We start from the raw sequence: 24873 nt of genomic DNA, 5'->3' as shown, positions 1-24873 counted from the left end.
ATTACATTCCTGATGTCAGCGTAATGAACAGCGGTAATGACAAAATACAGAGAATAGAGCTGAGCAGCAGCACAGCCTCTGCATCCGGCGACTGCACGCCAAAGCGGTTGCCAAACACCACCCCGAAGAAACCGGCGGAGAGCGCAATCATCAGAATGGCGGTAGTGGCCACCGGACCGCTGAGACCCAATGCCAGCACCAGACCCCAGGCGATAAAGGGCTGAATCAGCAGTTTAGTTACCGTGCCGACGCCTACCACCGCGTTGAGTTTCAGTTTGCGTGCCGACAGGATGACACCGGTCAGGAAGAGTGCAGCGGCGGTAGCAGCCAGACCCAGCGGTTTGATGGCAGCCAGCACCAGATCAGGCATTTTAACGCCCAGCGCTGATAACACCACGCCAATCAACGGTCCCAGTACGATCGGTTTTTTCACTGAACGCCACATCAGAATTGGCAGCATGGTCAGGGTTGAACCGTGTTCGGTGCCGTCGGCAAACGCTTTTTCACGTTCCAGAATCAGCAGGCAAAGCGGTGTAAGCAGCACTGAACCACAGGCGATGGAGACCGCTACCGAGAGCGAGGTGGCGCCATTTTCACCCAGCACGCTGGCCAGAATGGGCAAGCCCAGCGCGGCGTAATTTGGCAGCGCCACCGTCAGTGTTAACACAGCCGCATCCTGCGGTGACTTTTTGAAAACTTTTGTAGCCGCGAAATAGACAGCCCCATAGGTAATCCACATTGCGCCGGTAATAACCACAATCAGCGGCCATTGCGCCACGATGCCCGGCCAGGGCGTTTGTACCGTGGCACTGAACAGCGCGGCGGGCAGTGCAAAATCCATGACGAAAATATTCAGCAGAGAGACGTCTTTGTTGTTGACCATTCCAGCCTTACCGGCCCAGAAACCCAGAAGCATGATGACAAAAATCGGAGCAAGGGCATGAACAATTATATAAATCATAAATCACCTGTATTTAAGAAAGAATTTTCTGTTAACAGCGATGTTTATAATTCTGAACACGGCCACTGCCCCGGGGCGCACTTAGCAATGCGCCCCGTCAGACCGGTTTCGGCAGGTTTATTTTTTTATTTAATTACCAGGTTGCGCGCATCCGCTCGCGAACCAGGGAGGAGCTGTGGCGATTGGATGCGCCCAGCCGGTTTTTCAGGCTGGGATCCTGACGCGCATCGCTAATGGCTTTCTGCAAGGCGATCTCGACCATCGCCACATCGGCGTCAGAAGGTGCATCGGGATTGGGCACGTTCAGCAGATCGGAGAGCAGACCCAGCGTGGCGAAGTTATTCACGTCATAGGCCATCGGCGGAATGGTCGCCGCCAGTTTCTCCAGCGCCTCCACCGAACGCAGCGTGATACGCGCGGCGGACTCTTTACCCATGGCGTGCACCAGCACACCCTGATCGTTGAGCGCAATCAGGCGGTTGGCCTGATAACCGTGCGCCAGAAAGGCGCCAGACATCGCTTTGCCAACAATCAGCCCAATCACCGGATGACCCGCAAGGCGTGCTTTGGCATAAGCGCCTGCAGCCCCGGCCAGCGCCTGATGAATACCGAACGCCTCTTCGCGACGGCCATAGGCCTGACTCGGTACGTCGATCACCGCCACAATCGGGCGTTTTACGTCGCTGTTCTTGTCCTCTTCCAGCGTTTCATTCACCACTTTCGCCAGCGTCCAGCCTTCCAGCAGACCGACTTCGCCCCTCGCGGCACGCGGATAGTGGTTTTGTGCATCGGGCACCACGGCGATAAAGCGCACGCTTTCACCATTAAGTTCACCGTCCGCCACCTGGACAGAGGCACACAGGCCGCTGAGGCGCTGCGCATCAGGTGCAAGTTTTTCCAGCCAGATTGCACCGCGGCTGTTTGTCTGGGTCATTATTTATCCTCCCGGGCGAAAAGCTGTTTAATCTGCGCCGTGTCCGCCTGCTGACGGGTGTCGAACTGCGTCAGACGTGGCAGGAAATCGGCATATTTATCGCTGCGGTGCTGCGCCGGAACGCCTTTGGCGATGAAGTCATTCATCGCACTTTTAACCGCATTGACGCCATCACCGACCAGCGCATCGACCAGGCCGCTGGCGTAGCGGATTTCACCGCCGGTCATGCTCCAGATAAACGGACGATCGCGCGAGTCATACTCTTCAATGCCCGCTTCCTGCTCAATCACCTGTGGACCGTTCAGCCCCAGGCGCGCTTCACGCGTCACAATCAGGTAGCTGCACAGCGCAGCGGCGATGGACATCCCGCCAAAGCAGCCGACGGTACCGGCAATAATGCCGATAACCGGGGTATAGCGGCGCAGATCGACAATCGCGGCATGAATATCGGCAATCGCCGCCAGCCCCAGATTTGCTTCCTGTAAACGCACGCCGCCGGTTTCCAGGCAGAGCACCGCCTGAGTGGGTATTCCATTGCGGTTGTCTTCGGCTGCCAGTTCCAGCGCCGCCGCCATTTTGGCACCGGAGACTTCGCCCATGCTGCCACCCTGGAAGGTGCCTTCAATGGCGATAACGACCGCAGGCTGCCCGTTCAGCGTGCCGCGTGCCACCACCATGCCGTCATCTGACTGCGGCACCACACCCTGCGGGGCCAGCCACGGCGACATGATGCCTTCGAAAGGATCCAGCAGTTCGCGATAGCTGCCGTCGTCCAGCAGTGCACGGGCGCGCTCACGGGCGCGTAATTCAATAAAACTGGCATCGTTACGCATGGCTCACCTCCTCAAAAACCTGTTCAATACGGATACGCGCCACGCCGGGTGTCGCGCCGAAATCGTGAATAATCAGCTTTCCGGCAGGCAGACCGTTGGTTAAATTCAGGCGGTCAAACAGCGCCTTCCAGCGGGCGTCGCTGTTATCCAGTGAGGTGGTGATATCAATGCTAAGCGTTTGTCCTTCAGTTGCGGTGTACAGCACTTCCATATCACCGGAACCAACGACCCCTGCCAGAGCTTTACCGCTGAGTGAGCGGTTAGCAGGTAAAGATAATGTGATGTGTTCCATAATGGCCTCTAGAAATAAGAATGTTCAGGTGAACAGACCCGATCAATAAACAGCGTCGCGGCCAGCAAATCGGCGGCCCCGCCAGGCGAAGCGTTTAGCGACAGCATGCGCTGGTCGAGCTGCGCCAGCGCCTTCTGACCGCCTGCTGTGCGACAGCCGCCAGACAGCAGCACGGCGCGTGCTCCCTGCTGCATCGCTTTCAGTCCGGTCATACCGGCCCGTGACAGCACGCAGGTATCGCTGAGCGAGGTCATGATCGCCATCAGCGCATCAAGGCGGGCTTCATTTTCACTGGCACCCGTTGCACGACTGGTCATCAGTTGTGGCAGCGCCAGCTTCATCACGTGAGGAAACGCCTGTTGCGCCTCTTCGCGTGCGCCGGGCACCTGATAGCGATGCGTCGCTTTTAACCCTTTGCTGAACAGTTTTGGCGCGGCGCGGTCGGGCAGGCTGGCCAGCGCGGCTGCGGTGCGGGTCAGCTGGTCGGCACTGGCCGCGCCACCGTGCATGGCTGCAGCACTGACCAGCAGTCCCAGCGCCCAGATCGCACCCCGATGGGTGTTGACGCCGCCGGTTGCCGCCATCATCTGCTGTTCACCGTCACGGCCCAGCCGACCCACCGTTTCACGCAGGGCAATATCAGCAGGACGCAGCCAGCTGTGACGGGCCAGCGCCAGAAAGGTCGGCACAAGGCTGTGAGCGGAACGCTCCATCAGCGCCAGCGTCAGATCCTGATGCGCGCCGTTCCCCCGACTGTCTACCAGACCCGGCTTGGGGCTTAGCCGCGCTTCATCGGTCAGACAATCGCGCGCAATCGTCGCCAGCTGGCTGGCCTGCGCCTCGGTTTGAGTCTGCGACAGAAGTTTCATTACCAGCTCCGGAATTTTGCCGGTGGGTTATAAAGACCACCCGACCATTCCACCAGGTCAGAGACGCTGCTGGCGGCGAGCAGTGAGCGGGTCGCATCTGAACGACGAATGCCCATATCTTCCGGATAGACCACTTTGCCGCTTTTACGCAGAGCCGCCACGCGTGCCGCATCGACGCCAAGGCCGATATCGGTGATGCCGGCTACCGCAGCGACCATCGCACGGCGCTCTTCAAGGCTTTCCGCGCGATAGAGATAGGCAATACCCTCTTCGGTCAGCACGTGGGTGACGTCATCGCCATAGATCATCACGGGTGCCAGCGGCATACCGGTCGATTTCGCCACTTCAACGGCATCAAGCGTTTCAACAAAGGTCGGTTTGGCACCGGCCTGGAAGGTTTCCACCATCTGAACCACCAGTTTTTTACCGCGCTGCATCGGGTCCGGTTCGGTGATCATATTGAGCCATGCAGGCGTAGCATGACGTCGGCCGTGCGGATCGTGGCCCATGTTAGGCGCACCGCCGAAACCGGAAAGGCGACCGCGGGTCACGGTTGAGGAGTTTGCCAGGCCATCGACCTGCAGGGTGGCACCGATAAACATATCCACCGCATACTGACCTGCCAGCTGACAGAAGGCGCGGTTAGAGCGCATAGAGCCGTCGCTGCCGGTGAAGAAGATATCGGGACGGGCGCGAATGTACTCTTCCATGCCCAGTTCGCCACCGAAGCAGTGCACGCTTTCAACCCAGCCGCTCTCAATCGCCGGGATCAGCGTCGGATGCGGGTTAAGGGTCCAGTGCTTACAGATTTTGCCTTTCAGGCCGAGTTGTTCGCCGTAGGTAGGCAGCAGCAGTTCGATCGCGGCGGTGTTAAAACCGATACCGTGGTTAAGTGACTGCACCTGATGTTCGGCGTAAATGCCTTTAATCGCCATCATCGCCATCAGGATATGTTCCTGTTTAATCAGGCGCGGATCGCGGGTAAACAGCGGTTCGATAAAGAAAGGTTTATCGGCTACGACGATGTAATCGATCCAGGAGCCGGGAATATCGACGCGGGGCAGGTCGGTCTCGTCATCGACCAGCTCATTTACCTGGGCAATCACGATACCGTCACGGAACGCGGCGGCTTCCACCAGGGCAGGCGTATCTTCAGTACTCGGGCCGGTGTAAAGGTTGCCTTTGCGGTCAGCTTTATAACCGGCAATCAGCGCGACGTTTGGACTCAGATCGACATAAAGGCGGGAATAGAGTTCGATATAGGTGTGGATTGCGCCTATTTCCAGCTGACCATCTTCTAACAACTGAGAAATACGCAGACTTTGCGGACCGGAAAAAGAGAAGTCGAGTTTACGCGCAATGCCTTTTTCGAAAATATCCAGATGCTCACTGCGACCCACGCTCGGCATAATCATATGCAGGTCGTGTACTATCGCCGGATTAACCTCAGCCAGGGTACATGATAAAAAATCGGCCTGCTTCTGGTTATTCCCTTCCAGTACCACCCGGTCGCCCGGTGCAATCAGTTTTTCAAATGCTTCTACAGCTCTTTCAGTAGGAATGACTTTGCCATCAACAGGGAAGGATGCCAGACGACGCGCTTTTTCACTGCGGCGCGTGTTCCATTCCCGGGCAGGCGTTTGGCCTGTGTTCATTTCAACCTCCTGATTAAAATAACGGTTGTTTCGTTTTTACTGAGGAAAGTTTGTGCTTTCTGATGACGTCGTTCAATTAAGCAAAAAGCCTGAACGTTATATTTACAGTAACAATAGGATGTGAACGTTTTGATATGCGAAGCAGAAAGAGTTGAGTTTAGGCGCTGACCAAAAATGTGATCGCATAAACGGATTTCTGTATAAAAAATGGTTTGAGCCTGGCATTTTTAATAAAAAGTTCGTCGTACAAAAATAAACTCTGCTGCACGCTGAAAAGCGCAACCTGTTGGATCAGCACCCGGATTCACCGACCCGCTATCGCAGACATAAAAAAAGCAGGCCGAAGCCTGCTTTCTGATTCTTTAGTTAGTTACTGTCCGTTTATGATGCCAGCGACAGGGCGGGTTTAGCTTTCGCTGCCAGCCACTCGGTGACTCGCGCCTGCTGCTCTTTGGTCAGCCACATGCCCTGTTTGGTACGACGCCAGATAGCATCATCCAGCTCACGAACCCACTCATGCTGCACCAGGTAGCGTAATTCTGCTTCGTAAAACTCGTGACCGAAGTTCTCGCCCAGATCGTCCAGGCTTTTCGCGCCAGCCAGCAGGGTTTCAGTGCTGCTGCCGTAGGTGCGCGAGAAGTGGCGCGCCATATTTTCACTGATAAACGGATAGCGACGACGCAGGCTGGCCGCATAATCTTCACGGGTGCCGGAGATATTTCCGCCTGGCAACACGCAGTTCTTCGTCCATGCCGGGCCCGCGTTCGGGTAGTACTTCGCCAGTTTCTCCAGCGCATGTTCTGCCAGCTTACGGTAGGTGGTCAGCTTGCCGCCAAACACCGACAGCAGCGGAGCCTGACCATTATCGTCGCGCACATCCAGGGTGTAATCACGGGTTATAGCCTGTGGCGAATCGGATTCGTCATCACACAGCGGACGGACACCGGAATAGGACCAGACGATATCGTCAGCGGTCAGCTGCTTTTTAAAGTGTCCGTTGAACACTTTCAGCAGATAGTCGGTCTCGCTGTCATCAATATTGACGTTTTTCGGATCGCCTTTGTACTCGACGTCGGTGGTACCGATGATAGAGAACTCATCCATCCACGGGATGACAAACACGATGCGGTTATCTTCGTTCTGCAGAATGTAAGCCTGCTTTTCGGTATGGACGCGTGGCACCACGATGTGGCTGCCCTTGATCAGGCGAATACCGTAAGGCGATTTCAGCTTCAGGCTGTCGTCGAACAGCTGTTTGACCCACGGGCCGGCAGCATTGACCAGGCCTTTCGCCTGCCAGGTAAAGGTTTTACCGCTGTCGACATCTTCCGCTTCGACCTTCCACAGGCCGCCTTCACGCCAGGCACGGGTCACGCGGGTGCGGGTACGGACTTCGCCGCCACGCTTCACGACTTCCTGTGCGTTCAGTACCACCATGCGGGCATCATCGACCCAGCAGTCAGAATATTCGAATCCGCGCGTAATTTCCGGCTTCAGGGCCGAATCCGCGCCAAATCGCAAACTTTTACTGCCTGGCAGACTGGTACGCTTGCCAAGATGGTCATACATAAACAGGCCGGTACGGATCATCCACGCCGGACGCAGATGCGGACGATGCGGCAGACGGAAGCGCATCGGGAACGCCAGATGCGGAGCCATTTTCAGCAGCACTTCACGCTCGGCCAGTGCTTCACTGACCAGACGGAATTCGTAATGTTCAAGGTAGCGCAAGCCGCCGTGAATCAGTTTTGAACTGGCAGAGGAGGTCGCGCAAGCCAGATCCCGCGCCTCCAGCATTAACACCGACAGTCCGCGTCCTGCAGCGTCTGCTGCAATGCCGGCACCGTTGATGCCGCCGCCGATCACGATCAGGTCTTTGGTTTCCACGTCATCTCCTCCGATGTTCGGAATAGTTCACTAATGTTCGTTTTCGAGCATAATCATAATCGCAAACCAACATTGACGCCAGCTTTTAACCAGGTAAAAACATTTTTGCGTGATATAGCTAACATTCTGCCCACCAAAAAAACCGATAGCCGTAACGATTGTCAGGTTATCGGCGTGGATTCTCGGGTTACACTACGCGCTATTGTGACGCTGTTATGAGAGATCCCATGGAAACGTTCGAATGTATTGATGTGCAGCAGGCGCAGGCGCGTCTGGCGCAGGGTGCGCTGCTGGTAGATATCCGCGATCCGCAAAGTTATGCCCTGGGTCATGCGGCGGGTGCGTTGCATCTGACCAACAGCAACCTCAGCGATTTTGTCAGCGGCGCCGATCACAGCCTGCCGGTGCTGGTGATGTGCTATCACGGCAACAGCAGCAAAAGCGCGGCACAATATCTGCTGGGACAGGGCTTCAGCGCGGCGTACAGCATTGATGGCGGCTTTGATGCCTGGCGTGCTGCCTTTCCTCAGCAGGTTGCCCTCGGCAGCGAATAGATTGCCGCTCGTCACATGGAGAGTTACTGATGCGCATTACCCAATTTAATCAGCCCCGCATGGCGCAGGCCTTTGTTGACTACATGGCGACGCGGGGCATCACGCTGCGTATTGAGCATGAAAATCACTACGTCATCATGCTGGATGATGAGAGCAAGATTTCACTGGTCGAAAACGAACTTCAGCAGTTTTTGCACGACCCTAACCATCCGCGTTATCAGGCCGCCAGCTGGCACAGCGGAAAAACTGACAGTGGCCTGCGCTATGAGCGCAGCAATATCTGGGCGAATATCCGTGAGCGTGCCGGTCCGCTGACCATGACGCTGATGGTGCTCTGTATCGCGATATTTATTCTGATGCAGGTCATGGGCGATCGCACCGTGATGGCCTGGCTCTCCTGGCCGGATGCCGATCAGCATCTTCAGGTCTGGCGCTGGTTCAGCCATGCGCTGCTGCACTTTTCACTGCTGCACATTCTGTTTAATCTGATGTGGTGGTGGTATCTGGGCGGCGCGGTTGAGAAGCGACTTGGCAGCGGCAAACTCTTTGTCATCCTGCTGATTTCGGCTCTGCTCAGCGGCTGGCTGCAGGCGAAGTTCAGCGGCATCTGGTTTGGTGGCCTGTCGGGCGTGGTCTATGCCCTGATGGGTTACTGCTGGCTGCGCGGGGAGCGCGATCCCGACAGTGGCGTCTATCTTGAACGGGGATTGATCGGTTTTGCGCTGGTCTGGCTGGTGATTGGCTGGTTTGGCGTCTTTGGTCTGGCTATTGCCAACGCGGCGCACGTCGCCGGTCTGGTGGTCGGACTGGCGATGGCGCTGGTGGATACGCGTAAAGTCACGCGTCGTTAGACAGGATTATGCGGGTTAACAGGAGAGGAACGTGAAGCAGACGCAACGTCATGACGCGATTATCGATTTAGTCCGTCGTCAGGGATATGTCAGTACTGAGGAGCTGGTGGATCATTTTGAGGTCAGCCCGCAAACCATTCGTCGCGATCTCAACGATCTGGCCGATCAGAACAAAATTCAGCGTCACCACGGCGGCGCGGCGCTTCCCTCCAGCTCTGAGAATACCGCCTGGCACGACCGTAAAATGATGTGGTCAGCGGAAAAAGCGCGGATTGCCCAGCGCGTGGCCAGCCAGATCCCGGATGGTGCCACGCTGTTTATCGATATCGGCACCACGCCGGAAGCGGTGGCGCATGCGCTGCTCAACCACAGCGATTTGCGCGTGGTCACCAATAACCTTAACGTCGCCATGCTGCTGATGGATAAACCCGATTTCCGGGTCATTATCGCGGGTGGTGAAGTGCGGACCCGCGATGGCGCGGTAATGGGTGAAGCGACGCTCGACTTTATTTCTCAGTTCCGGCTCGACTACGGCATTCTGGGGATCAGCGGCATCGATATGGATGGTTCGCTGCTGGAGTTTGACTATCACGAAGTCCGCACCAAGCGTGCCATCATTGAAAATTCACGCTGCGTGATGCTGGTGGTGGATCACTCGAAGTTTGGCCGTAACGCCATGGTCAACCTCGGCAACATGAGTCTGCTTGACTACCTCTACACGGACAAAACGCCGCCTGCCAGCGTAATGAAGGTGATTGAGCAGCATGAGGTTCACCTCGAACTCTGCTGATTCCTGCCACGCCAGCCTCCCGGCTGGCGTTTTTCTTTGATTGCTGTCGCTTTTTTCCTCACTCCCGTCTTTACTTAACGGTTGCTGGCACCCGGTTGCCAGCCCGTGCGCTTTCTATTTTTGCTTCACCTCATTGCGTAACAGAAGGGAGTGATATGCCGCAGCAAAAATTTAATAAAGCCCGTTTTAATGCCGCCTTTACCCGCCAGTGGCAACAGTTAAGTCTCCGTTCCGTCCAGCAGATGACCCCGCACCAGGCGTGGCAGGCGGTCAGCGCGGCGCTGGCGGAGCTACTGGACGCACAACCGGCACCGCGTCCGGCTGTGCAGCAGCGTCACGTTAATTACCTCTCGATGGAGTTTCTGATTGGCCGTCTGACCGGCAACAACCTGCTCAATCTTGGCTGGTATAACGACGTCAAAGCGGCGCTGGCTGAGCACGAGTTCGATTTAACGGAACTGCTGGAGCAGGAGGTCGACCCGGCGCTGGGTAACGGCGGGCTGGGACGACTGGCCGCCTGCTACATGGATTCGATGGCAACGGTGGGGCAGTCCGCCACCGGCCACGGACTGAACTACCAGTACGGCCTGTTCCGCCAGTCTTTCGATGATGGCCAGCAGATTGAAGCGCCCGATGACTGGCAGCGTGAGCGCTATCCCTGGTTCCGCCACAACGCGGCGCTGGATGTGGAAGTCGCGATGGGTGGCCGGGTAGAAAAGCAGGAAAACGGCGGCGTACGCTGGCTGCCCGATTTTACGCTGCGCGGTGAGGCCTGGGATTTGCCGGTGACCGGCTACCGCAACGGCGTGACGCTGCCGCTGCGTCTGTGGCAGGCAGTGAGTGCGCATCCTTTTGATCTCACGGCGTTTAATGACGGCAATTTTCTGCAGGCGGAGCAGCCGGGCATCGAGGCGGCAAAACTGACCAAAGTGCTCTATCCCAATGACAACCATCAGGCCGGCAAGCGGCTGCGCCTGATGCAGCAATATTTCCAGTGCGCCTGTGCGGTGGCGGATATCCTGCGTCGTCACCATCTGGCGGGACGCAGTATTCACAGCCTGCCTGACTTCGAAGTGATTCAGCTTAACGATACACATCCCACCATCGCCATCCCGGAGATGCTGCGCGTGCTGCTGGATGAGCATCAGCTGAGCTGGGATGAGGCGTGGCAGATCACCAGCCGGTTGTTTGCCTACACCAACCACACGCTGATGCCGGAGGCGCTGGAGCGCTGGGATGAGAAGCTGATGCGCAGTCTGCTGCCGCGCCATATGCTGATCATCAAAGAGATCAACCAGCGGCTGAAAAAGCAGGTGAAGCAACGCTGGCCGGATGACAAAGCGATGTGGCACAAGCTGGCGGTGGTCGCTGACGGTCAGGTGCGGATGGCGAATCTCTGCGTCGTCAGCGGCTTTGCGGTCAACGGCGTGGCGGCGCTGCACTCAAGCCTGGTGGTCAGCGATCTTTTCCCGGAATATCACCAGCTCTGGCCGCAGAAATTCCACAACGTCACCAACGGCATCACGCCGCGCCGCTGGCTGAAGCAGTGTAATCCGGCGCTGGCCGGGCTGATTGATGAGACGCTGAAAACCGAGTGGGCCAATAACCTTGAGGCGTTAAGCGGTCTGGAGGCCTATGCCGACGATCAGGCGTTTCGTCAGCGCTATCGCAGCATCAAACAGCAGAACAAAGCGCAGCTTACGGAGTATATCGCCCGCCACACGGGGATTATCGTGAACCCGGCCGCGCTGTTCGATGTGCAGATCAAACGGCTGCATGAGTACAAGCGCCAGCACCTCAGCCTGCTGCATATCCTCTACTGCTATCAGAAAATCTGTCATAACCCGGAGGATGTCACCTTTACGCCACGGGTGTTCCTGTTCGGTGCCAAAGCCGCGCCGGGTTATTACCTCGCCAAAAATATCATTTACGCCATTAACAAGGTGGCGGAGGTGGTGAACAACGATCCACGCGTCGGTGACCGACTTAAAGTGGTGTTTATCCCGGACTACCGCATCACCGTGGCCGAACTGATGATCCCGGCGGCCGATCTCTCAGAGCAGATCTCCACCGCCGGATATGAAGCTTCCGGCACCGGCAACATGAAGCTGGCACTGAACGGTGCGCTGACGATTGGCACGCTGGATGGCGCCAATGTCGAGATTGCCGAACAGGTGGGTGAGGAGAATATCTTTATCTTTGGTCACACCGTGGATGAGGTCAAAGCGCTCAAGGCGAAAGGCTATAACCCGAAAAAGGTGCGTAAGCAGAACAAGCCGCTGGACGATCTACTGAAATCGCTGGAGAAGGGCAAATTCAGCAACGGGGATAAACATGCGTTTGACCTGATGCTGGAGAGCCTGACGAAACATGGCGATCCCTGGCTGGTGCTGGCCGATTTCCAGGCCTACATCGAGGCGCAGCAACGGGTGGAAGCCCTGTGGCGCGACCCGGAAGGCTGGACCCGCGCCGCCATCCTCAATACGGCACGAACCGGCATGTTCAGTTCGGACCGGTCAATTCGTGACTATCAGCAACGTATCTGGCAGGCACCGCGCTAAGGAGCAGCAATGAAGCAACATTCACTCGGTCAGGCCGCCCGTGCCGCGGGAATTTCACTGGACTACATCAACGTCAATGGCGAGAAAGAGGCGATCAGCGATGAGACCCTGCAGGCGCTGCTGGCGGTGATGGATGATCCGCAGGACGCAAAAAAATCGCCGCTGCCGCCGGTCGCGGTGTTCAGCGGCAGTGGCAAGCGACAGCTGACGCCACAGGGCAGCGGCGTTTACCGCTGGCAGTTGCAGACTGAAAACGGCAAACAGCACAGCGGCGAGTTAACCGCCAGTGAGCCTTTTACACTGCCTGGCCCGCTGGCGCAGGGGTACCACCAGCTCACACTCAGTAAGGGCAAAAAAAGCTGGCAGACGCGGATTATCGTCGCGCCGCGCCGCTGCTATCTGCCTCCGGCGCTGGAGGCGGGGGAAAAACGCTGGGGTGCGCTGGTGCAGCTCTACACCGTGCGTTCTGAACAGAACTGGGGCATCGGCGACTTCGGCGATCTCGACCAGCTGCTGGTGCAACTGGCTGAACGCGGTGGCGATTTCGTCGGGCTGAATCCGCTGCATGCGCTCTATCCCGCCAGCGCCGGTTTCGCCAGTCCGTACAGCCCGTCGTCGCGCCGCTGGCTGAACGTAATCTATATCGACGTCAGTCAGGTGGCCGATTTTCAGCAAAGCGCGGCGGCACAGAAGTGGTGGAAAAGCGCCAGAACCCGGAAGGCGCTGACCAAAGCGCGTGAGGCGGAGCTGGTTGACTACGAGGCCGTAATGGCGCTTAAGCTCGCTGCGCTGCGGCACGCCTGGGCACACTTTCAGACGCGAGACAGCCAGAGCGAAGAGCATCAATCCTGGGCGGCCTTTGTGCATGAAGGCGGCGACAGCCTGCGTTATCAGGCCGCCTACGACGGCATACAGCTGGAGCGGCGGGCAGACAAGGCGCAGCAGGGCGGCTGGCCTGCGTGGCCGGAAGGGTGGCGCAACAGCCAGTTGCCGGAGGTGCAGCAGTGGTGTGCACAGCATGAAGAGGAGATCGCCTTCTGGCAATGGCTGCAATGGCTGGCGCAGCAGCAGTTCTCTGGCTGCTGGACGCACAGTCAGGCGCTGGGCATGAGCGTCGGACTCTATCGTGACCTGGCAGTGGGCGTGGCGGAAGGCAGCGCGGAAACCTGGCACGACCCGGAGCTTTACCGCCTCAAGGCCTCGGTAGGTGCGCCGCCTGACCGTCTCGGTCCGCTGGGACAAAACTGGGGCTTACCGCCGATGGATCCGCATGTAATGAAGGCGCGCGGCTACCAGCCATTTATCGACATGCTGCGCGCCAACATGCGCGACTGCGGCGCGCTGCGCATCGACCATGTGATGTCACTGCTGCGTCTGTGGTGGGTGCCTGCCGGGGAGACGGCGGATAAAGGCGCCTATGTGGCCTATCCGGTCAACGATCTGCTGGCTATCCTGGCGCTGGAGAGCCACCGGCTGCGCTGCATGGTGATTGGTGAAGACCTTGGCACTGTGCCCCAGGAGATTGTCAGCCTGCTGCGTAAAAGTGGCGTCTTTTCATGGAAGGTGCTCTGGTTTGAGCAGGAGAAGGATGAGCGCTATCGCGCGCCGCAGGACTATCCGCGCCAGTCTATCGCCAGCGCCAGCACGCACGATCTGCCTACGCTGACCGGCTTCTGGGAGCAGGGCGACCTGGCGCTGGGGGAGAAGATTGGCCTCTATCCTGGCGATGCGGTGAAAGCGTTACATCAGCAGCGCGCCGCGCAGAAGCAGGCGCTGCTGGATGCGCTGCATCAGGCGGGTGCCTTACCGGCACGCAGCCAGAAGAAGGCAGAGAGGCTCACCATGACGCCTGCGCTGAATCGGGCAATACATCGCTTCCTGGCGGATACCGACAGTGCGCTGCTTGGCCTGCAGCCTGAGGACTGGCTTGGCATGACCACGCCGGTCAACGTCCCGGGCACGGTGGAGCAGTACCCTAACTGGCGACGCAAGCTGAGCAAAACGCTGGAGGAGATCTTTGCGGACAAAGAAGTGAATGCACTGCTGAAGGTGGTCAGCCAGCAGCGTCAGTCAGGACAGAAAGGGCAATAACAGAAGCGCGGCAGCCAGGCTGCCGTTTCTGACCGATGATAAAACTTGATCAGAATAAATCTGGCAGCAACTGCTCAACTCAACACGCAGGGAGCGCGGGCAGAGGAGGAAAGCGTCCCGCGTCAGGGATGGCGCGGGCCGAGCGTGTCAGGGATGACGGATTTTGCGTCTTTCCGATCTGACCGCGTTCCCTGAGCAGGCTCGATCTCTCAGCGGAGAGGGCAGATTCTGACTGCAAACCCCGCTTATTCATCAGTAGAACGAGTGTTCACCGCGCTGATGCTCAGTAATATCCCGCACGCCTTTGAGTTCCGGGAAGGCGGCCAGCAGCTCTTTCTCGATACCATCTTTCAGGGTCACGTCGATCATCGAACAGCCGTTACAGCCGCCGCCAAACTGCAGAATGGCGTAGCCCTCATCGGTGATCTCCATCAGCGACACGCGACCGCCATGGCCGGCCAGCTGTGGGTTGATCTGCGCCTGAAGCAGATACTCAACGCGCTCAACCATTGGCGCATCATCAGAGACTTTACGCATTTTGGCATTCGGCGCTTTCAGCGTCAGCTGTGAACCAAGATTGTCGGTAACGAAGTCAATTTCAGCATCTTCCAGATACGGCTTGCTCAGTTCATCAACGTAAGCAGAGAGCTTTTCGAACTTCAGTTCGGTGTCAGTAGCTTCAACGGCATCGGGCGGACAGTAAGAGACGCCACACTCGGCTGTTGGCGTACCCGGGTTAATCACGAATACGCGAATCTGGGTGCCATCTTCTTGTTTGGATAGCAGTTTAGAAAAATGTTCCTGGGCAGAGTCAGTAATTCGGATCATGTCGATTGCTCAATAGTTGACTAATTTAGTTGGTTATAATACGCCCATCAAAGACGCTCTACAAGGTACGGCACAGGCACCAGACCTGCACGCTGGCGGCACCCTGGGCCATTAACAGGCGGCTGATTTCATCTACCGTACTGCCGGTGGTAATGACGTCATCCAGCAGAGCGATATGGCGTCCCTGCACCACCATTTCAAGGCAGAAAGCACCCCGTAAGTTGGTGCGGCGCTGGCGGGCGCTGAGCTGATGCTGTAATGCGCCCCCGCGTTTGCGGGAAAGACCTTCGCGCCATTCACATCCCAGCCAGTGCGCCAGCGGTGCGGCCAGCAATACCGTCTGATTAAAGCCACGCTGCCAGCGTCGTCGCCGATACAGCGGAACCGGCAGCAGCAGATCGGGACGCGGCACACTGCCACGCCGGTAAACATTAAGCCAGCTTAGCAAAAGCAGCCGCGCCAGCATCACCCTGAGTGCGGTTATGTGAGAAAATTTAAGCTGGTTAACCCACTGGCTGAACGGCGGACAATAGTCATTGACGCAGACCAGCGCCTGCCAGGCGGGCGGTTTAAGCTGGCAGCGGCCGCAGGCGACCTTTGGTGAACCTGCCGGCAATCCGCAGCGTGGACAGAGCAGCGGTAACGGCGGTAATCCGCGCAGACATAAGCTGCAGATGCCGTGCCGGGCTATCCGCAACGGCATCCGGCATAGCCAACACAGGGCGGGCATTGCTAGCATAGCGACCTCCTTATCATTTTCGGGATAGTAACTGATGACGTCGCTCTACTGGCACACCTGCGGAGAAGGAAAACGCGATCTTGTGCTGCTGCACGGATGGGGACTGAATGCCGAAGTCTGGCAAAGCATCATTCCGCGACTCAGCGCGCACTATCGCCTGCATCTGGTCGATCTGCCCGGCTATGGCCGCAGCCAGCATTTCGGTGCGCTGACGCTGGAGCAGATGGCAGCGCAATTGCTGCCTGCGCTGCCACCGCAGTCGATTGTGGTGGGCTGGTCGCTGGGCGGACTGGTGGCGACGCAGCTGGCGCTGAGTGCGCCAGAAAAACTGGCTGCATTGATCACCGTTGCCTCGTCGCCCTGTTTCACCGCCACAGAGAGCTGGCCCGGCATTAAACCGGAGACGCTGCAGAACTTTCAGCAGATGCTCAGCAACGATTTCCAGCGCACGGTGGAGCGCTTTCTGGCGCTGCAGACGCTGGGTACCGAAACGGCTCGCGCCGATGCGCGGCAGCTGAAAGAGGTGGTGCTGTCGCAGCCGATGCCGGAGGTGGCGGTGCTGGATGGCGGGCTGGAGATTCTGCGCCAGGTCGATCTGCGCGACGCGTTACCGCAAATTACGCTGCCGTTCCTGCGACTCTATGGCGCGTTAGATGGACTGGTGCCGCGCCGGATTGCGGCGGAGATAGATGAAATGTTGCCAGCATCGCCCTCAGTGGTTATCGAAAAAGCCGCACATGCGCCTTTTATTTCCCATCCTGAGCGCTTTTGCCAGCATATTGTTAATTTTATCAGTAATCTGCCGTGATAATGACGCTTTGAACTGGCAAAATCGCAGACAGCAGCAATACTTCTCTCTGTGAGCGAGGCCGTTGCAATTTTATGTGATTAGTCATGGAAATGACTATGCCGTTCCATACTGCCTTACGCGTTTAGCGGCTGCTTACATCTCACAATGGATCATGAATGAGGGTAAACATAATGAAGGTTTTTAAATGGGTTGTGGCTTCAATGATGATGGGCGCGATTTCATTTTCTGCGATGGCAGCGAAAGAAGTCACCAAAGAAGAAGTTAAGACAATGAACCTGCAGAAGATCGGCACCGTTAACACCACGGCGGAAACCACCTCGCCAATGGATGCTAAAAAAGTGCTGTCGCAGCTCGCTGACGAAAAAGGCGGTAAATATTACCTGGTGATCGCCGGTCGCGAACACGGCAAATTCAGCGCAACGGCTGAAGTCTACAAGTAATTAACGTAGCCACATGAACTGCCAGGCATCCAGCTTAACCGGCTGGGTGCCATCAATTTTCTCTCCGCTCACCACATCCTGCAACGTATGCGCCACCGGTAATTGCGTCTCCACTGACCGTCCACTGAGATTAAACACGCACAGCAGCCCGTCGCCGCTTTCTGGCTGATGACGTCTGAGCACCAGCACGGCGTTTTCGCTCTCATAAAGCGTCATCGGATTATCCGGGTGAAACGCAGGCTGACGACGACGCAGCTGAATCAGTTGCCCGAGCCGGGTATAGACCTGCTGGCGCAGCCAGTTACCGCCCGCCAGATCTCCCTCAATCTGCTGTAAATCATACTTCTGCCGATTAATCGCCCGGTTGTGTCCGGCGGCGCGCACGCCATCGTAATGGTTACGACCACCCAGAATGCTCTGGATATAGATGGCAGGCACGCCGGGAAAGACCAGCAGAATCGCATGGGCCAGCAAAAAACGTTTCAGCCGCGTGGCGTCATCGTCATCTTCACGGTTGAGCGCATCCAGATAGGTGACGTTGATTTCATAGGGGCTGGTGGTGCCGTCAGGGTTGTTTTTATAGGAGACCAGCGCGCCTTCCAGCGCCAGATCGCGCACCAGCGCCACAATCTCCACTTCAGACAAAATGCCGCGCGCCGGATTAAGGCCGATGCCGTCGTGTGACGCCAGAAAGTTGAAAAAGGTGGTGTCGTTGCTGCTGAGATCCAGAGCGCTCGCCCACTGCCGCAGTGCGCGCGCCGAGCCGGTGTGAATCGCATGCAGTACCAGCGGCGGCAGTGAAAACTGATAGACCATCTGCGCCTCATCGTGCCCGTTGCCCAGATAGCTGATGTTGTCCTGATGCGGCACGTTAGTCTCGGTGATAATCACCGTGCCAGGCGCAACCTGGTCGGCAATAGCGCGAAACAGCTTCACCAGCTGATGGGTCTTTTCCAGATGAATACAGCGCGTGCCGGGCGTTTTCCACATGTAGCCGACCGCATCGAGACGCACATAGTCAGCGCCGCGTTTCAGGTAGTCGAGCAGCACATTGACCATGCGCAGCAGCACCTCAGGATTGGCAAAGTTGAGGTCGATCTGGTCGGCGCTGAAGGTGGTCCAGATAAAGCGGGTTTCGCCATCCGCCATTTTAAACGGCGTCAGCAGCGGCGAGGTGCGCGGACGCGTCACGGCGCTGAGATCGGTGGCGGGCGGCATACTGATAAAGAAATCGTCCCAGCCGGGATCCTGCGCCAGGAAGTGGCTGAACCAGGCGCTGTGTGCCGACATATGGTTGCAGACAAAATCGAACATCAGCCGGGTTTCCTGATGCAGCCGCGCAATGTCCTGCCAGTCGCCGCACAGCGGATCGACCTGATGGTAATCAATCACCGAAAAGCCGTCATCGGAAGACCAGGGGAAAAAGGGCAGCAGGTGAACCAGCGGAAACGTGGATTGCAGGTGCTGCTGATAGAACCGGGAAAAGGTGCTGAGCGTGGGTTTATCGGCTTCGCGAAACTGATCGGCATAGGTGATCAGCACCACATCCTGCTCATCCCAGTGTGCCTTGCGCGGCAGCTTAATGGCCTCGCGGGCGGTGGCGATGTCAGCCAGCAGGCGCGCAAAGGTCGCCTCCGGAAATGTGCCAGCATAAATCTTATCAATCAGATCGGTGATCGTTTCCATCGTGAATTGGGTGCCACAGCAGGTGTTGTTTTTATGACAGGCGTCTTTTTAGCGTAGCGCGATGGCGGGGATTTTCAACCGGGGAGAAGGGTGTGAAGAGGGGGCCAGGCAGTGGCCCCCTGAAAAGCTTAGCGTTTTTTACCGAAAGCCGCAGCCAGCGCATCACCCATCGCACTGTTACCTGCTGACGAGCTGACCGGACGCGGACGACCTTTCGCGGTGTTCTGACGTTTCTCCTCGCGCGGAGCAGCGTTTTTCGCGCCACCACGGGCATTGCCTTCGCCTGGCTGCTCATCAAGACGCATGGTCAGGGCAATACGCTTGCGCTGGAGATCGACCTCCATCACTTTCACTTTGACGATATCGCCCGCTTTCACCACCTGATGCGGATCTTCCACGAAGCGATCGGAGAGCGAAGAGATATGCACCAGGCCATCCTGATGCACGCCGATATCCACAAATGCACCGAAGTTGGTCACGTTAGTGACGGCACCTTCGAGGATCATGCCCGGCGTCAGATCGTTCAGCGTCTCTACGCCTTCAGCGAACTGTGCAGTTTTAAACTCAGGACGCGGATCGCGGCCCGGCTTCTCAAGCTCTTTCATGATGTCGGTGACGGTCGGCAGACCAAAACGTTCATCAATGAAATCGCGGGCGCTGAGATTACGCAGGCTGCCTGCGTTGCCCATCAGATCGCTCAGTGCCTGCTCGGTAGCGGCCAGGATGCGCTCCACCACTGGGTAGGCTTCCGGATGCACAGTTGAGGCATCCAGCGGGTTATCGCCATGGTTGATGCGCAGGAAGCCCGCACACTGCTCAAAGGCTTTTGGCCCAAGGCGGCTCACTTTCAGCAACTGCTGACGGTTCTGGAAGCGGCCATGCTCATCACGCCAGCCGACAATGTTCTGCGCCATCATGCGCGTCAGGCCCGCCACGCGGGTCAGCAGCGGCACCGAGGCGGTGTTGAGGTCAACGCCGACGGCATTCACGCAATCTTCTACTACGGCGTCGAGTTTCTTCGCCAGCTGGCTCTGACTGACGTCATGCTGATACTGACCCACACCGATCGATTTCGGGTCGATTTTCACCAGCTCAGCCAGCGGATCCTGCAAACGTCGGGCAATCGACACCGCGCCGCGCAGCGAAACATCGAGATCCGGGAACTCCAGCGCCGCCAGTTCTGAGGCCGAATAGACAGATGCGCCAGCTTCACTGACAATCACTTTTTGCGCCGTGACCTGCGGGAACTGCTGCTGCAGATCCAGGAAGAAGCGCTCAGTTTCACGTGAAGCGGTGCCGTTGCCAATCGCCACCAGCTCAACCTGATGCTTAATGCAGAGTGCGGCTACGGCGGCTGCGGCTTTCGCGGTCTGGCCGGTATGCGGATAGACGGTATCGGTCGCGACGACCTTGCCGGTGGCATCGACCACCGCCACTTTGACGCCGGTGCGCAGGCCCGGATCCAGCCCCATGGTGGCGCGCATACCGGCGGGAGCGGCCATCAGCAGATCGTGCAGGTTGCGGGCAAAGACGTTAATCGCTTCATCTTCTGCGCGTTCGCGCACCGTGCCCATCAGCTCCGTTTCCAGATGCAGCATCACCTTGATGCGCCACGTCCAGCTCACCACCGCTTTACGCCAGCTGTCGGCAGGAGCGTTATTCAGGCGCAGGTTCAGGTGCTCAGCAATCAGCGTTTCGCCGTGGCTTTCACGCGGTGCTTCATCAAACTGTGGATCGGCATTCAGCGACAGTTGCAGCACGCCTTCGTTGCGGCCACGCAGCATCGCCAGCGCACGGTGCGACGGCACGCCGCTCAGCGCTTCATGGTGATCAAAGTAGTCGCGGAACTTCGCGCCCGCTTCCTCTTTGCCTTCCACCACGCGTGACACCAGATGGGCATTTTTCCACAGGTAATTACGCACCTTCGCCAGCAGCGCGGCATCTTCAGCGAAACGCTCCATCAGAATGTAGCGGGCACCATCCAGCGCGGCACGGACGTCGGCGACGCCTTTGTCGGCATCGACATACTGTTCGGCAAGCTGCTCAGGAATGTGAGACGGCTCCTGCCACAGCGTCTCCGCCAGCGGCTCCAGACCCGCTTCGATAGCGATCTGTCCACGCGTCCGGCGTTTCTGTTTGTAGGGCAGGTAGAGATCTTCAAGCTCGGTTTTGCTGAGGGTGGTGTTGATCGCGCGGGCGAGGTCGTCAGTGAGTTTCCCCTGATCGTCAATCGACTTCAGAATCGACTGGCGTCGCTCTTCAAGTTCACGCAGATAGCTGAGGCGGGTTTCCAGCTGGCGCAACTGGGTATCATCCAGCCCGCCGGTGACCTCTTTACGATAGCGTGCGATAAACGGCACGGTATTCCCTTCATCCAGCAGGCGAACAGCGGCGTCAACTTGCTCTGGACGCGCCTTGAGCTCACTGGCAATTATCTGGCTCAGAACTTTCATCATCAGGATTGTCTTGCTTTCCGGGTTGAGAAATAGCCGACAGTTATACGGATTGATGGTTAAAATTGCCAGAGACGCGGGCGGCTTTCAGCGATAATCTGAAGGGTTATTGCGGGTAGTCAATCGCGTTGATATACCACAGCGCCGGCCCCACTGGCGTCTCGACGGTGGCAGCATCGCCGACCTCTTTTTTCAGCAGCGCCCGCGCCATGGGCGAGTCGATGGAGATGTAATCTTTGCGGCCAAAAATCTCATCGTAGCCCACAATGCGGAAGCGTTTGAGGTCGCCTTCATCGTTTTCAATTTCCACCCAGGCGCCAAAGAAGACTTTGCCATCCTGCTGGGGTGAATAGTCAACGATACGCAGCTGTTCAAGACTTTTGGTCAGATAGCGAACGCGACGGTCGATTTCACGCAGCCGTTTTTTGTTGTACTGATAATCGGCATTTTCACTGCGATCGCCAAGACTGGCAGCCCAGGTGACTTTTTTTGTCACTTCCGGTCGCTCTTCACGCCAGAGATAGTCGAGTTCTGCTTTCAGCTTATCGAAGCCTTCGCGGGTAATGAGTCGGGTTTTCATGCTATACCGGCCAGAGAGATCCAAAGAAGAACAGTGTAAGACAAAGGGGGCGCGGCAAAAAAGGGCGGGGAAAGGGTTTTTAAAGGCTAAAAACCCACGTTGACTTCCCCGGCGGCGAAAGGGTTGGTGCTGAACAACAATCTGAAGCCAGTAATCTGAAGCTGTAAAAGAAGTCGTGATACTTATTTACCGGCGTGAGTCGCCGTGGTGGTCGATGTACCGGTGCTGTGACCGTCACCGCCGCCGCCGCCCATGGTGGCCAGCGCAACGCCCAGCAGGGCTGCGACTGCGCCAACACCGATGGCGTTAGAGTTACCTTGTGCTGTGGTGGTTGCCGCTGCGCCAGCTGCTTCACCGGTGGCTGTGGCAGCATAAGCTGGAGTGACGCTGCTTAATGCCAGCGCGCTCAGCAGTAAAATTGTTTTTTTCATTGTGTGTAATCCCCGTTGAGACATCGAATGTTGCCTGAGCAGTCTGGTTGAAAACGGAGAAGGCGAAAAGTTGGCTTTACTGATTGATTTAACGGACTTTAATTTCAACTGGCCTTGCTGGTGGCACCGCTGAAACTAATCCGAGAGGAGAGTGGGGCGTTACGCAGGTTTGCTAGAATATTATGCTGCCTGACTGCTGTTGAGGTAGATTATCTGGAGCTTATCCACAGTGATGGCTGATCATTAAGTCAAATTGTCTGCTAACTTGCTGAATTCGTTCATCGAATAAAAACTGGCCCGCTTCTGACACCAGCGATTCAGAGAAACAGAGCCGTTTTTTCAGATTTGCCGTAACAGGGGCCGGGCAGCGCCAGACGCGTTAAAACTGACCCGAAATCGCCTTAAATCAAATATAAGCTCCTGTTTAATATGCTTTGTAACAATTTTGGCTAGAATATAAACCATTAATGACTGTCACTATAAGGCATCTTTTTTTAACAATGTTGGCTCAGGCAATAGCGCCTTTGGGAGTTGAAAATGCAAGAGAACTACAAAATTCTGGTCGTCGATGATGATATGCGTCTGCGTGCACTGCTTGAACGCTATCTCACCGAGCAGGGCTTTCAGGTGCGCAGTGTCGCTAATGCCGAGCAGATGGATCGTCTGTTAACCCGTGAATCCTTTCATCTGATGGTGCTCGACCTGATGTTGCCAGGCGAGGATGGCCTCTCTATCTGCCGTCGTCTGCGCAGTCAGAGCAACCCGATGCCGATTATTATGGTGACCGCCAAGGGCGAAGAGGTGGATCGTATCGTGGGGCTGGAGATCGGCGCTGACGACTATATTCCTAAACCCTTTAACCCGCGTGAGCTGCTGGCGCGTATCCGTGCGGTGCTGCGCCGTCAGGCCAATGAACTGCCAGGCGCGCCTTCGCAGGAAGAGGCGATCATCGCCTTTGGTAAGTTCAAACTTAACCTCGGCACCCGCGAGATGTTCCGTGAAGATGAGCCGATGCCGCTGACCAGCGGTGAGTTTGCGGTGCTGAAAGCACTGGTCAGCCATCCGCGTGAGCCGCTGTCTCGCGATAAGCTGATGAACCTGGCGCGTGGCCGTGAATACAGCGCCATGGAACGTTCGATTGACGTCCAGATCTCCCGCCTGCGTCGCATGGTGGAAGAGGATCCTGCGCATCCGCGTTATATCCAGACCGTCTGGGGTCTGGGCTACGTCTTTGTGCCGGACGGCAGTAAAGCATGAAGCGACTGCGCTTCTCGCCTCGCAGTTCGTTTGCCCGCACCCTGCTGCTGATCGTTACCCTGCTGTTTGTCAGCCTGGTAACGACCTATCTGGTGGTGCTGAACTTCGCCATTCTTCCCAGCCTGCAACAGTTCAATAAGGTGCTCGCTTACGAAGTTCGTATGCTGATGACCGACCGGTTGCAGCTGGAAGATGGCACGCAGCTGGAAGTGCCACCGGCGTTTCGCCGGGAAATCTACCGCGAACTGGGGATCTCGCTCTACACCAATGCAGCAGCAGAGGAGAGCGGATTGCGATGGGCGCAGCACTATGAATTCCTGAGCGAGCAGATGGGCCAGCAGCTTGGCGGTCCCACCGATGTGCGGGTTGAGGTTAACAAAAACTCGCCCGTCGTCTGGCTGAAAACCTGGCTGTCGCCCGATATCTGGGTGCGGGTGCCGCTGACTGAGATTCATCAGGGCGACTTCTCGCCGCTGTTCCGCTACACCCTGGCGATTATGCTGCTGGCGATTGGCGGTGCCTGGCTGTTTATCCGCATCCAGAACCGCCCGCTGGTAGATCTGGAGCACGCCGCTCTGCAGGTCGGGCGCGGGATTATTCCGCCGCCGCTGCGCGAGTATGGCGCGTCAGAAGTGCGATCGGTGACCCGCGCCTTTAACCAGATGGCGGCCGGGGTGAAGCAGCTGGCGGATGACCGCACGCTGTTAATGGCGGGCGTCAGCCACGATTTGCGAACGCCGCTGACCCGTATTCGTCTCGCCACCGAGATGATGAGCGAGCAGGATGGCTACCTGGCCGAATCGATTAATAAAGATATCGAAGAGTGCAACGCCATTATCGAACAGTTCATCGACTACCTGCGTACCGGTCAGGAGATGCAGACTGAGCGCGCCGACCTTAACAGTGTGCTGGGCGAAGTGGTGGCCGCTGAAAGCGGCTATGAACGTGAGATCGAAAATGCGGTGATGCCGGAAGAGTTAATGCTGGATATCAACCCGCTGTCGATTAAACGGGCACTGGCTAACCTGGTGGTCAATGCCGCGCGATACGGTAATGGCTGGATCAGGGTCAGCAGCGGACGGGAACTGCATCGTGCCTGGTTCCAGGTGGAAGATGATGGACCTGGCATCAAGCCGGATCAGCTGGCGCATCTGTTCCAGCCCTTTGTGCGCGGTGACAGCGCCCGCAGCACCAGCGGAACCGGTCTGGGCCTGGCGATCGTGCAGCGTATCATCGATGCTCATCAGGGCTCGCTGGAGATTGGCGAGAGCGAACGCGGCGGTTTACGCATTCGTGCCTGGTTGCCGTTAGTGGAAAGCATGGCGCTGAGCCACAACAACGGCAGCAACAGCGTGTCGGGATGATAAAAA

The 24873-nt window shown here is 57.3% G+C and carries 22 protein-coding genes; 9 read left to right on the top strand and 13 right to left on the bottom strand.

All coding sequences use genetic code 11. The features are described 5' to 3' along the window. Position 1 precedes the first annotated feature (1 nt). The 7 genes from ACMGGP_RS16510 to glpD form a co-directional block, all read right to left on the bottom strand. Positions 2 to 961: an AEC family transporter gene (locus tag ACMGGP_RS16510; protein WP_498798644.1), complete on the bottom strand. Its 960-nt coding sequence runs from the start codon at positions 959 to 961 to the stop codon at positions 2 to 4. A gap of 133 nt (positions 962 to 1094) precedes the next feature. Then, positions 1095 to 1895, bottom strand: a complete 801-nt coding sequence (mdcE, locus tag ACMGGP_RS16505) for a biotin-independent malonate decarboxylase subunit gamma (RefSeq protein WP_163640460.1) — start codon at positions 1893 to 1895, stop codon at positions 1095 to 1097. Beyond that, positions 1895 to 2728, bottom strand: a complete 834-nt coding sequence (locus tag ACMGGP_RS16500) for a biotin-independent malonate decarboxylase subunit beta (protein WP_010253223.1) — start codon at positions 2726 to 2728, stop codon at positions 1895 to 1897. Before ACMGGP_RS16500 ends, mdcE begins: the two co-directional genes overlap by 1 nt. Further along, positions 2721 to 3020, bottom strand: a complete 300-nt coding sequence (gene mdcC / locus ACMGGP_RS16495; RefSeq protein WP_010253220.1) for a malonate decarboxylase acyl carrier protein — start codon at positions 3018 to 3020, stop codon at positions 2721 to 2723. Before mdcC ends, ACMGGP_RS16500 begins: the two co-directional genes overlap by 8 nt. A gap of 8 nt (positions 3021 to 3028) precedes the next feature. After that, positions 3029 to 3889 carry a triphosphoribosyl-dephospho-CoA synthase gene (locus ACMGGP_RS16490; protein WP_045139556.1) on the bottom strand — a complete coding sequence of 287 codons (861 nt, stop codon included), beginning with the start codon at positions 3887 to 3889 and terminating at the stop codon, positions 3029 to 3031. Beyond that, positions 3889 to 5544 (bottom strand): malonate decarboxylase subunit alpha, encoded by a 1656-nt coding sequence (mdcA, locus tag ACMGGP_RS16485; RefSeq protein ID WP_132499648.1) that lies wholly within the window; start codon positions 5542 to 5544, stop codon positions 3889 to 3891. Before mdcA ends, ACMGGP_RS16490 begins: the two co-directional genes overlap by 1 nt. Before the next feature lie 381 nt (positions 5545 to 5925). Then, positions 5926 to 7431 (bottom strand): glycerol-3-phosphate dehydrogenase, encoded by a 1506-nt coding sequence (glpD, locus tag ACMGGP_RS16480; protein WP_010671548.1) that lies wholly within the window; start codon positions 7429 to 7431, stop codon positions 5926 to 5928. Between the two features lie 227 nt (positions 7432 to 7658). Between glpD and glpE the strand changes: the two genes are divergently transcribed. From glpE to malQ, 5 genes are all read left to right on the top strand, one after another. Continuing rightward, positions 7659 to 7985, top strand: a complete 327-nt coding sequence (gene glpE, locus ACMGGP_RS16475) for a thiosulfate sulfurtransferase GlpE (protein ID WP_010253207.1) — start codon at positions 7659 to 7661, stop codon at positions 7983 to 7985. Positions 7986 to 8014: 29 nt separating this feature from the next. Further along, positions 8015 to 8836 carry a rhomboid family intramembrane serine protease GlpG gene (gene glpG / locus ACMGGP_RS16470; RefSeq protein WP_010671549.1) on the top strand — a complete coding sequence of 274 codons (822 nt, stop codon included), beginning with the start codon at positions 8015 to 8017 and terminating at the stop codon, positions 8834 to 8836. 31 nt (positions 8837 to 8867) lie between these two features. After that, positions 8868 to 9626: a DeoR/GlpR family transcriptional regulator gene (locus tag ACMGGP_RS16465; RefSeq protein WP_010253201.1), complete on the top strand. Its 759-nt coding sequence runs from the start codon at positions 8868 to 8870 to the stop codon at positions 9624 to 9626. Positions 9627 to 9781: 155 nt separating this feature from the next. Then, on the top strand, positions 9782 to 12187 hold the full coding sequence (gene malP, locus ACMGGP_RS16460) for a maltodextrin phosphorylase (protein ID WP_498798643.1): 2406 nt from the start codon (positions 9782 to 9784) through the stop codon (positions 12185 to 12187). Between the two features lie 9 nt (positions 12188 to 12196). Further along, on the top strand, positions 12197 to 14278 hold the full coding sequence (gene malQ, locus ACMGGP_RS16455) for a 4-alpha-glucanotransferase (RefSeq protein ID WP_498798642.1): 2082 nt from the start codon (positions 12197 to 12199) through the stop codon (positions 14276 to 14278). A 252-nt stretch (positions 14279 to 14530) separates the two neighbouring features. On the opposite strand, the gene nfuA is transcribed toward malQ, so the two are convergent. Next, positions 14531 to 15106: a Fe-S biogenesis protein NfuA gene (gene nfuA / locus ACMGGP_RS16450; RefSeq protein ID WP_010253194.1), complete on the bottom strand. Its 576-nt coding sequence runs from the start codon at positions 15104 to 15106 to the stop codon at positions 14531 to 14533. 58 nt (positions 15107 to 15164) lie between these two features. Next, positions 15165 to 15845, bottom strand: coding sequence for a DNA utilization protein GntX (gntX, locus tag ACMGGP_RS16445; RefSeq protein ID WP_124890378.1), 681 nt, complete (start codon positions 15843 to 15845; stop codon positions 15165 to 15167). A 34-nt stretch (positions 15846 to 15879) separates the two neighbouring features. Here gntX and bioH point away from each other — a divergent pair, with 34 nt between their 5' ends. Next, positions 15880 to 16653 (top strand): pimeloyl-ACP methyl ester esterase BioH, encoded by a 774-nt coding sequence (gene bioH, locus ACMGGP_RS16440; protein WP_033768069.1) that lies wholly within the window; start codon positions 15880 to 15882, stop codon positions 16651 to 16653. A 173-nt stretch (positions 16654 to 16826) separates the two neighbouring features. Further along, entirely contained in the window at positions 16827 to 17096 is a 270-nt protein-coding gene (locus ACMGGP_RS16435; RefSeq protein ID WP_010253187.1) for a YdgH/BhsA/McbA-like domain containing protein, read from the top strand. Here ACMGGP_RS16435 and ACMGGP_RS16430 read toward each other — a convergent pair whose 3' ends face one another. The 4 genes from ACMGGP_RS16430 to yjbE form a co-directional block, all read right to left on the bottom strand. Further along, positions 17097 to 18782 (bottom strand): alpha-amylase family glycosyl hydrolase, encoded by a 1686-nt coding sequence (locus ACMGGP_RS16430; protein ID WP_010253185.1) that lies wholly within the window; start codon positions 18780 to 18782, stop codon positions 17097 to 17099. It lies immediately after the preceding gene. Between the two features lie 128 nt (positions 18783 to 18910). After that, complete coding sequence (locus ACMGGP_RS16425) at positions 18911 to 21238, bottom strand: Tex family protein (protein WP_061704348.1); 2328 nt, start codon at positions 21236 to 21238, stop codon at positions 18911 to 18913. 103 nt (positions 21239 to 21341) lie between these two features. After that, entirely contained in the window at positions 21342 to 21815 is a 474-nt protein-coding gene (gene greB, locus ACMGGP_RS16420) for a transcription elongation factor GreB (RefSeq protein WP_010253180.1), read from the bottom strand. 182 nt (positions 21816 to 21997) lie between these two features. Then, the gene (gene yjbE / locus ACMGGP_RS16415) at positions 21998 to 22246 is read right to left on the bottom strand and encodes an exopolysaccharide production protein YjbE (RefSeq protein ID WP_010253177.1); all 249 of its coding nucleotides are present in this window, start codon (positions 22244 to 22246) and stop codon (positions 21998 to 22000) included. A 537-nt stretch (positions 22247 to 22783) separates the two neighbouring features. Between yjbE and ompR the strand changes: the two genes are divergently transcribed. Next, complete coding sequence (ompR, locus tag ACMGGP_RS16410; RefSeq protein WP_003853014.1) at positions 22784 to 23503, top strand: osmolarity response regulator transcription factor OmpR; 720 nt, start codon at positions 22784 to 22786, stop codon at positions 23501 to 23503. Then, the gene (gene envZ, locus ACMGGP_RS16405) at positions 23500 to 24867 is read left to right on the top strand and encodes a two-component system sensor histidine kinase EnvZ (RefSeq protein WP_010253168.1); all 1368 of its coding nucleotides are present in this window, start codon (positions 23500 to 23502) and stop codon (positions 24865 to 24867) included. Before ompR ends, envZ begins: the two co-directional genes overlap by 4 nt. Positions 24868 to 24873 lie beyond the last annotated feature (6 nt).

Origin of the sequence: Curtobacterium sp. BNK-1 (assembly GCF_048685235.1) — a bacterium.
GTDB lineage: Bacteria > Pseudomonadota > Gammaproteobacteria > Enterobacterales > Enterobacteriaceae > Pantoea > Pantoea agglomerans.
This window is presented reverse-complemented; position numbering and strand designations above follow the sequence as displayed.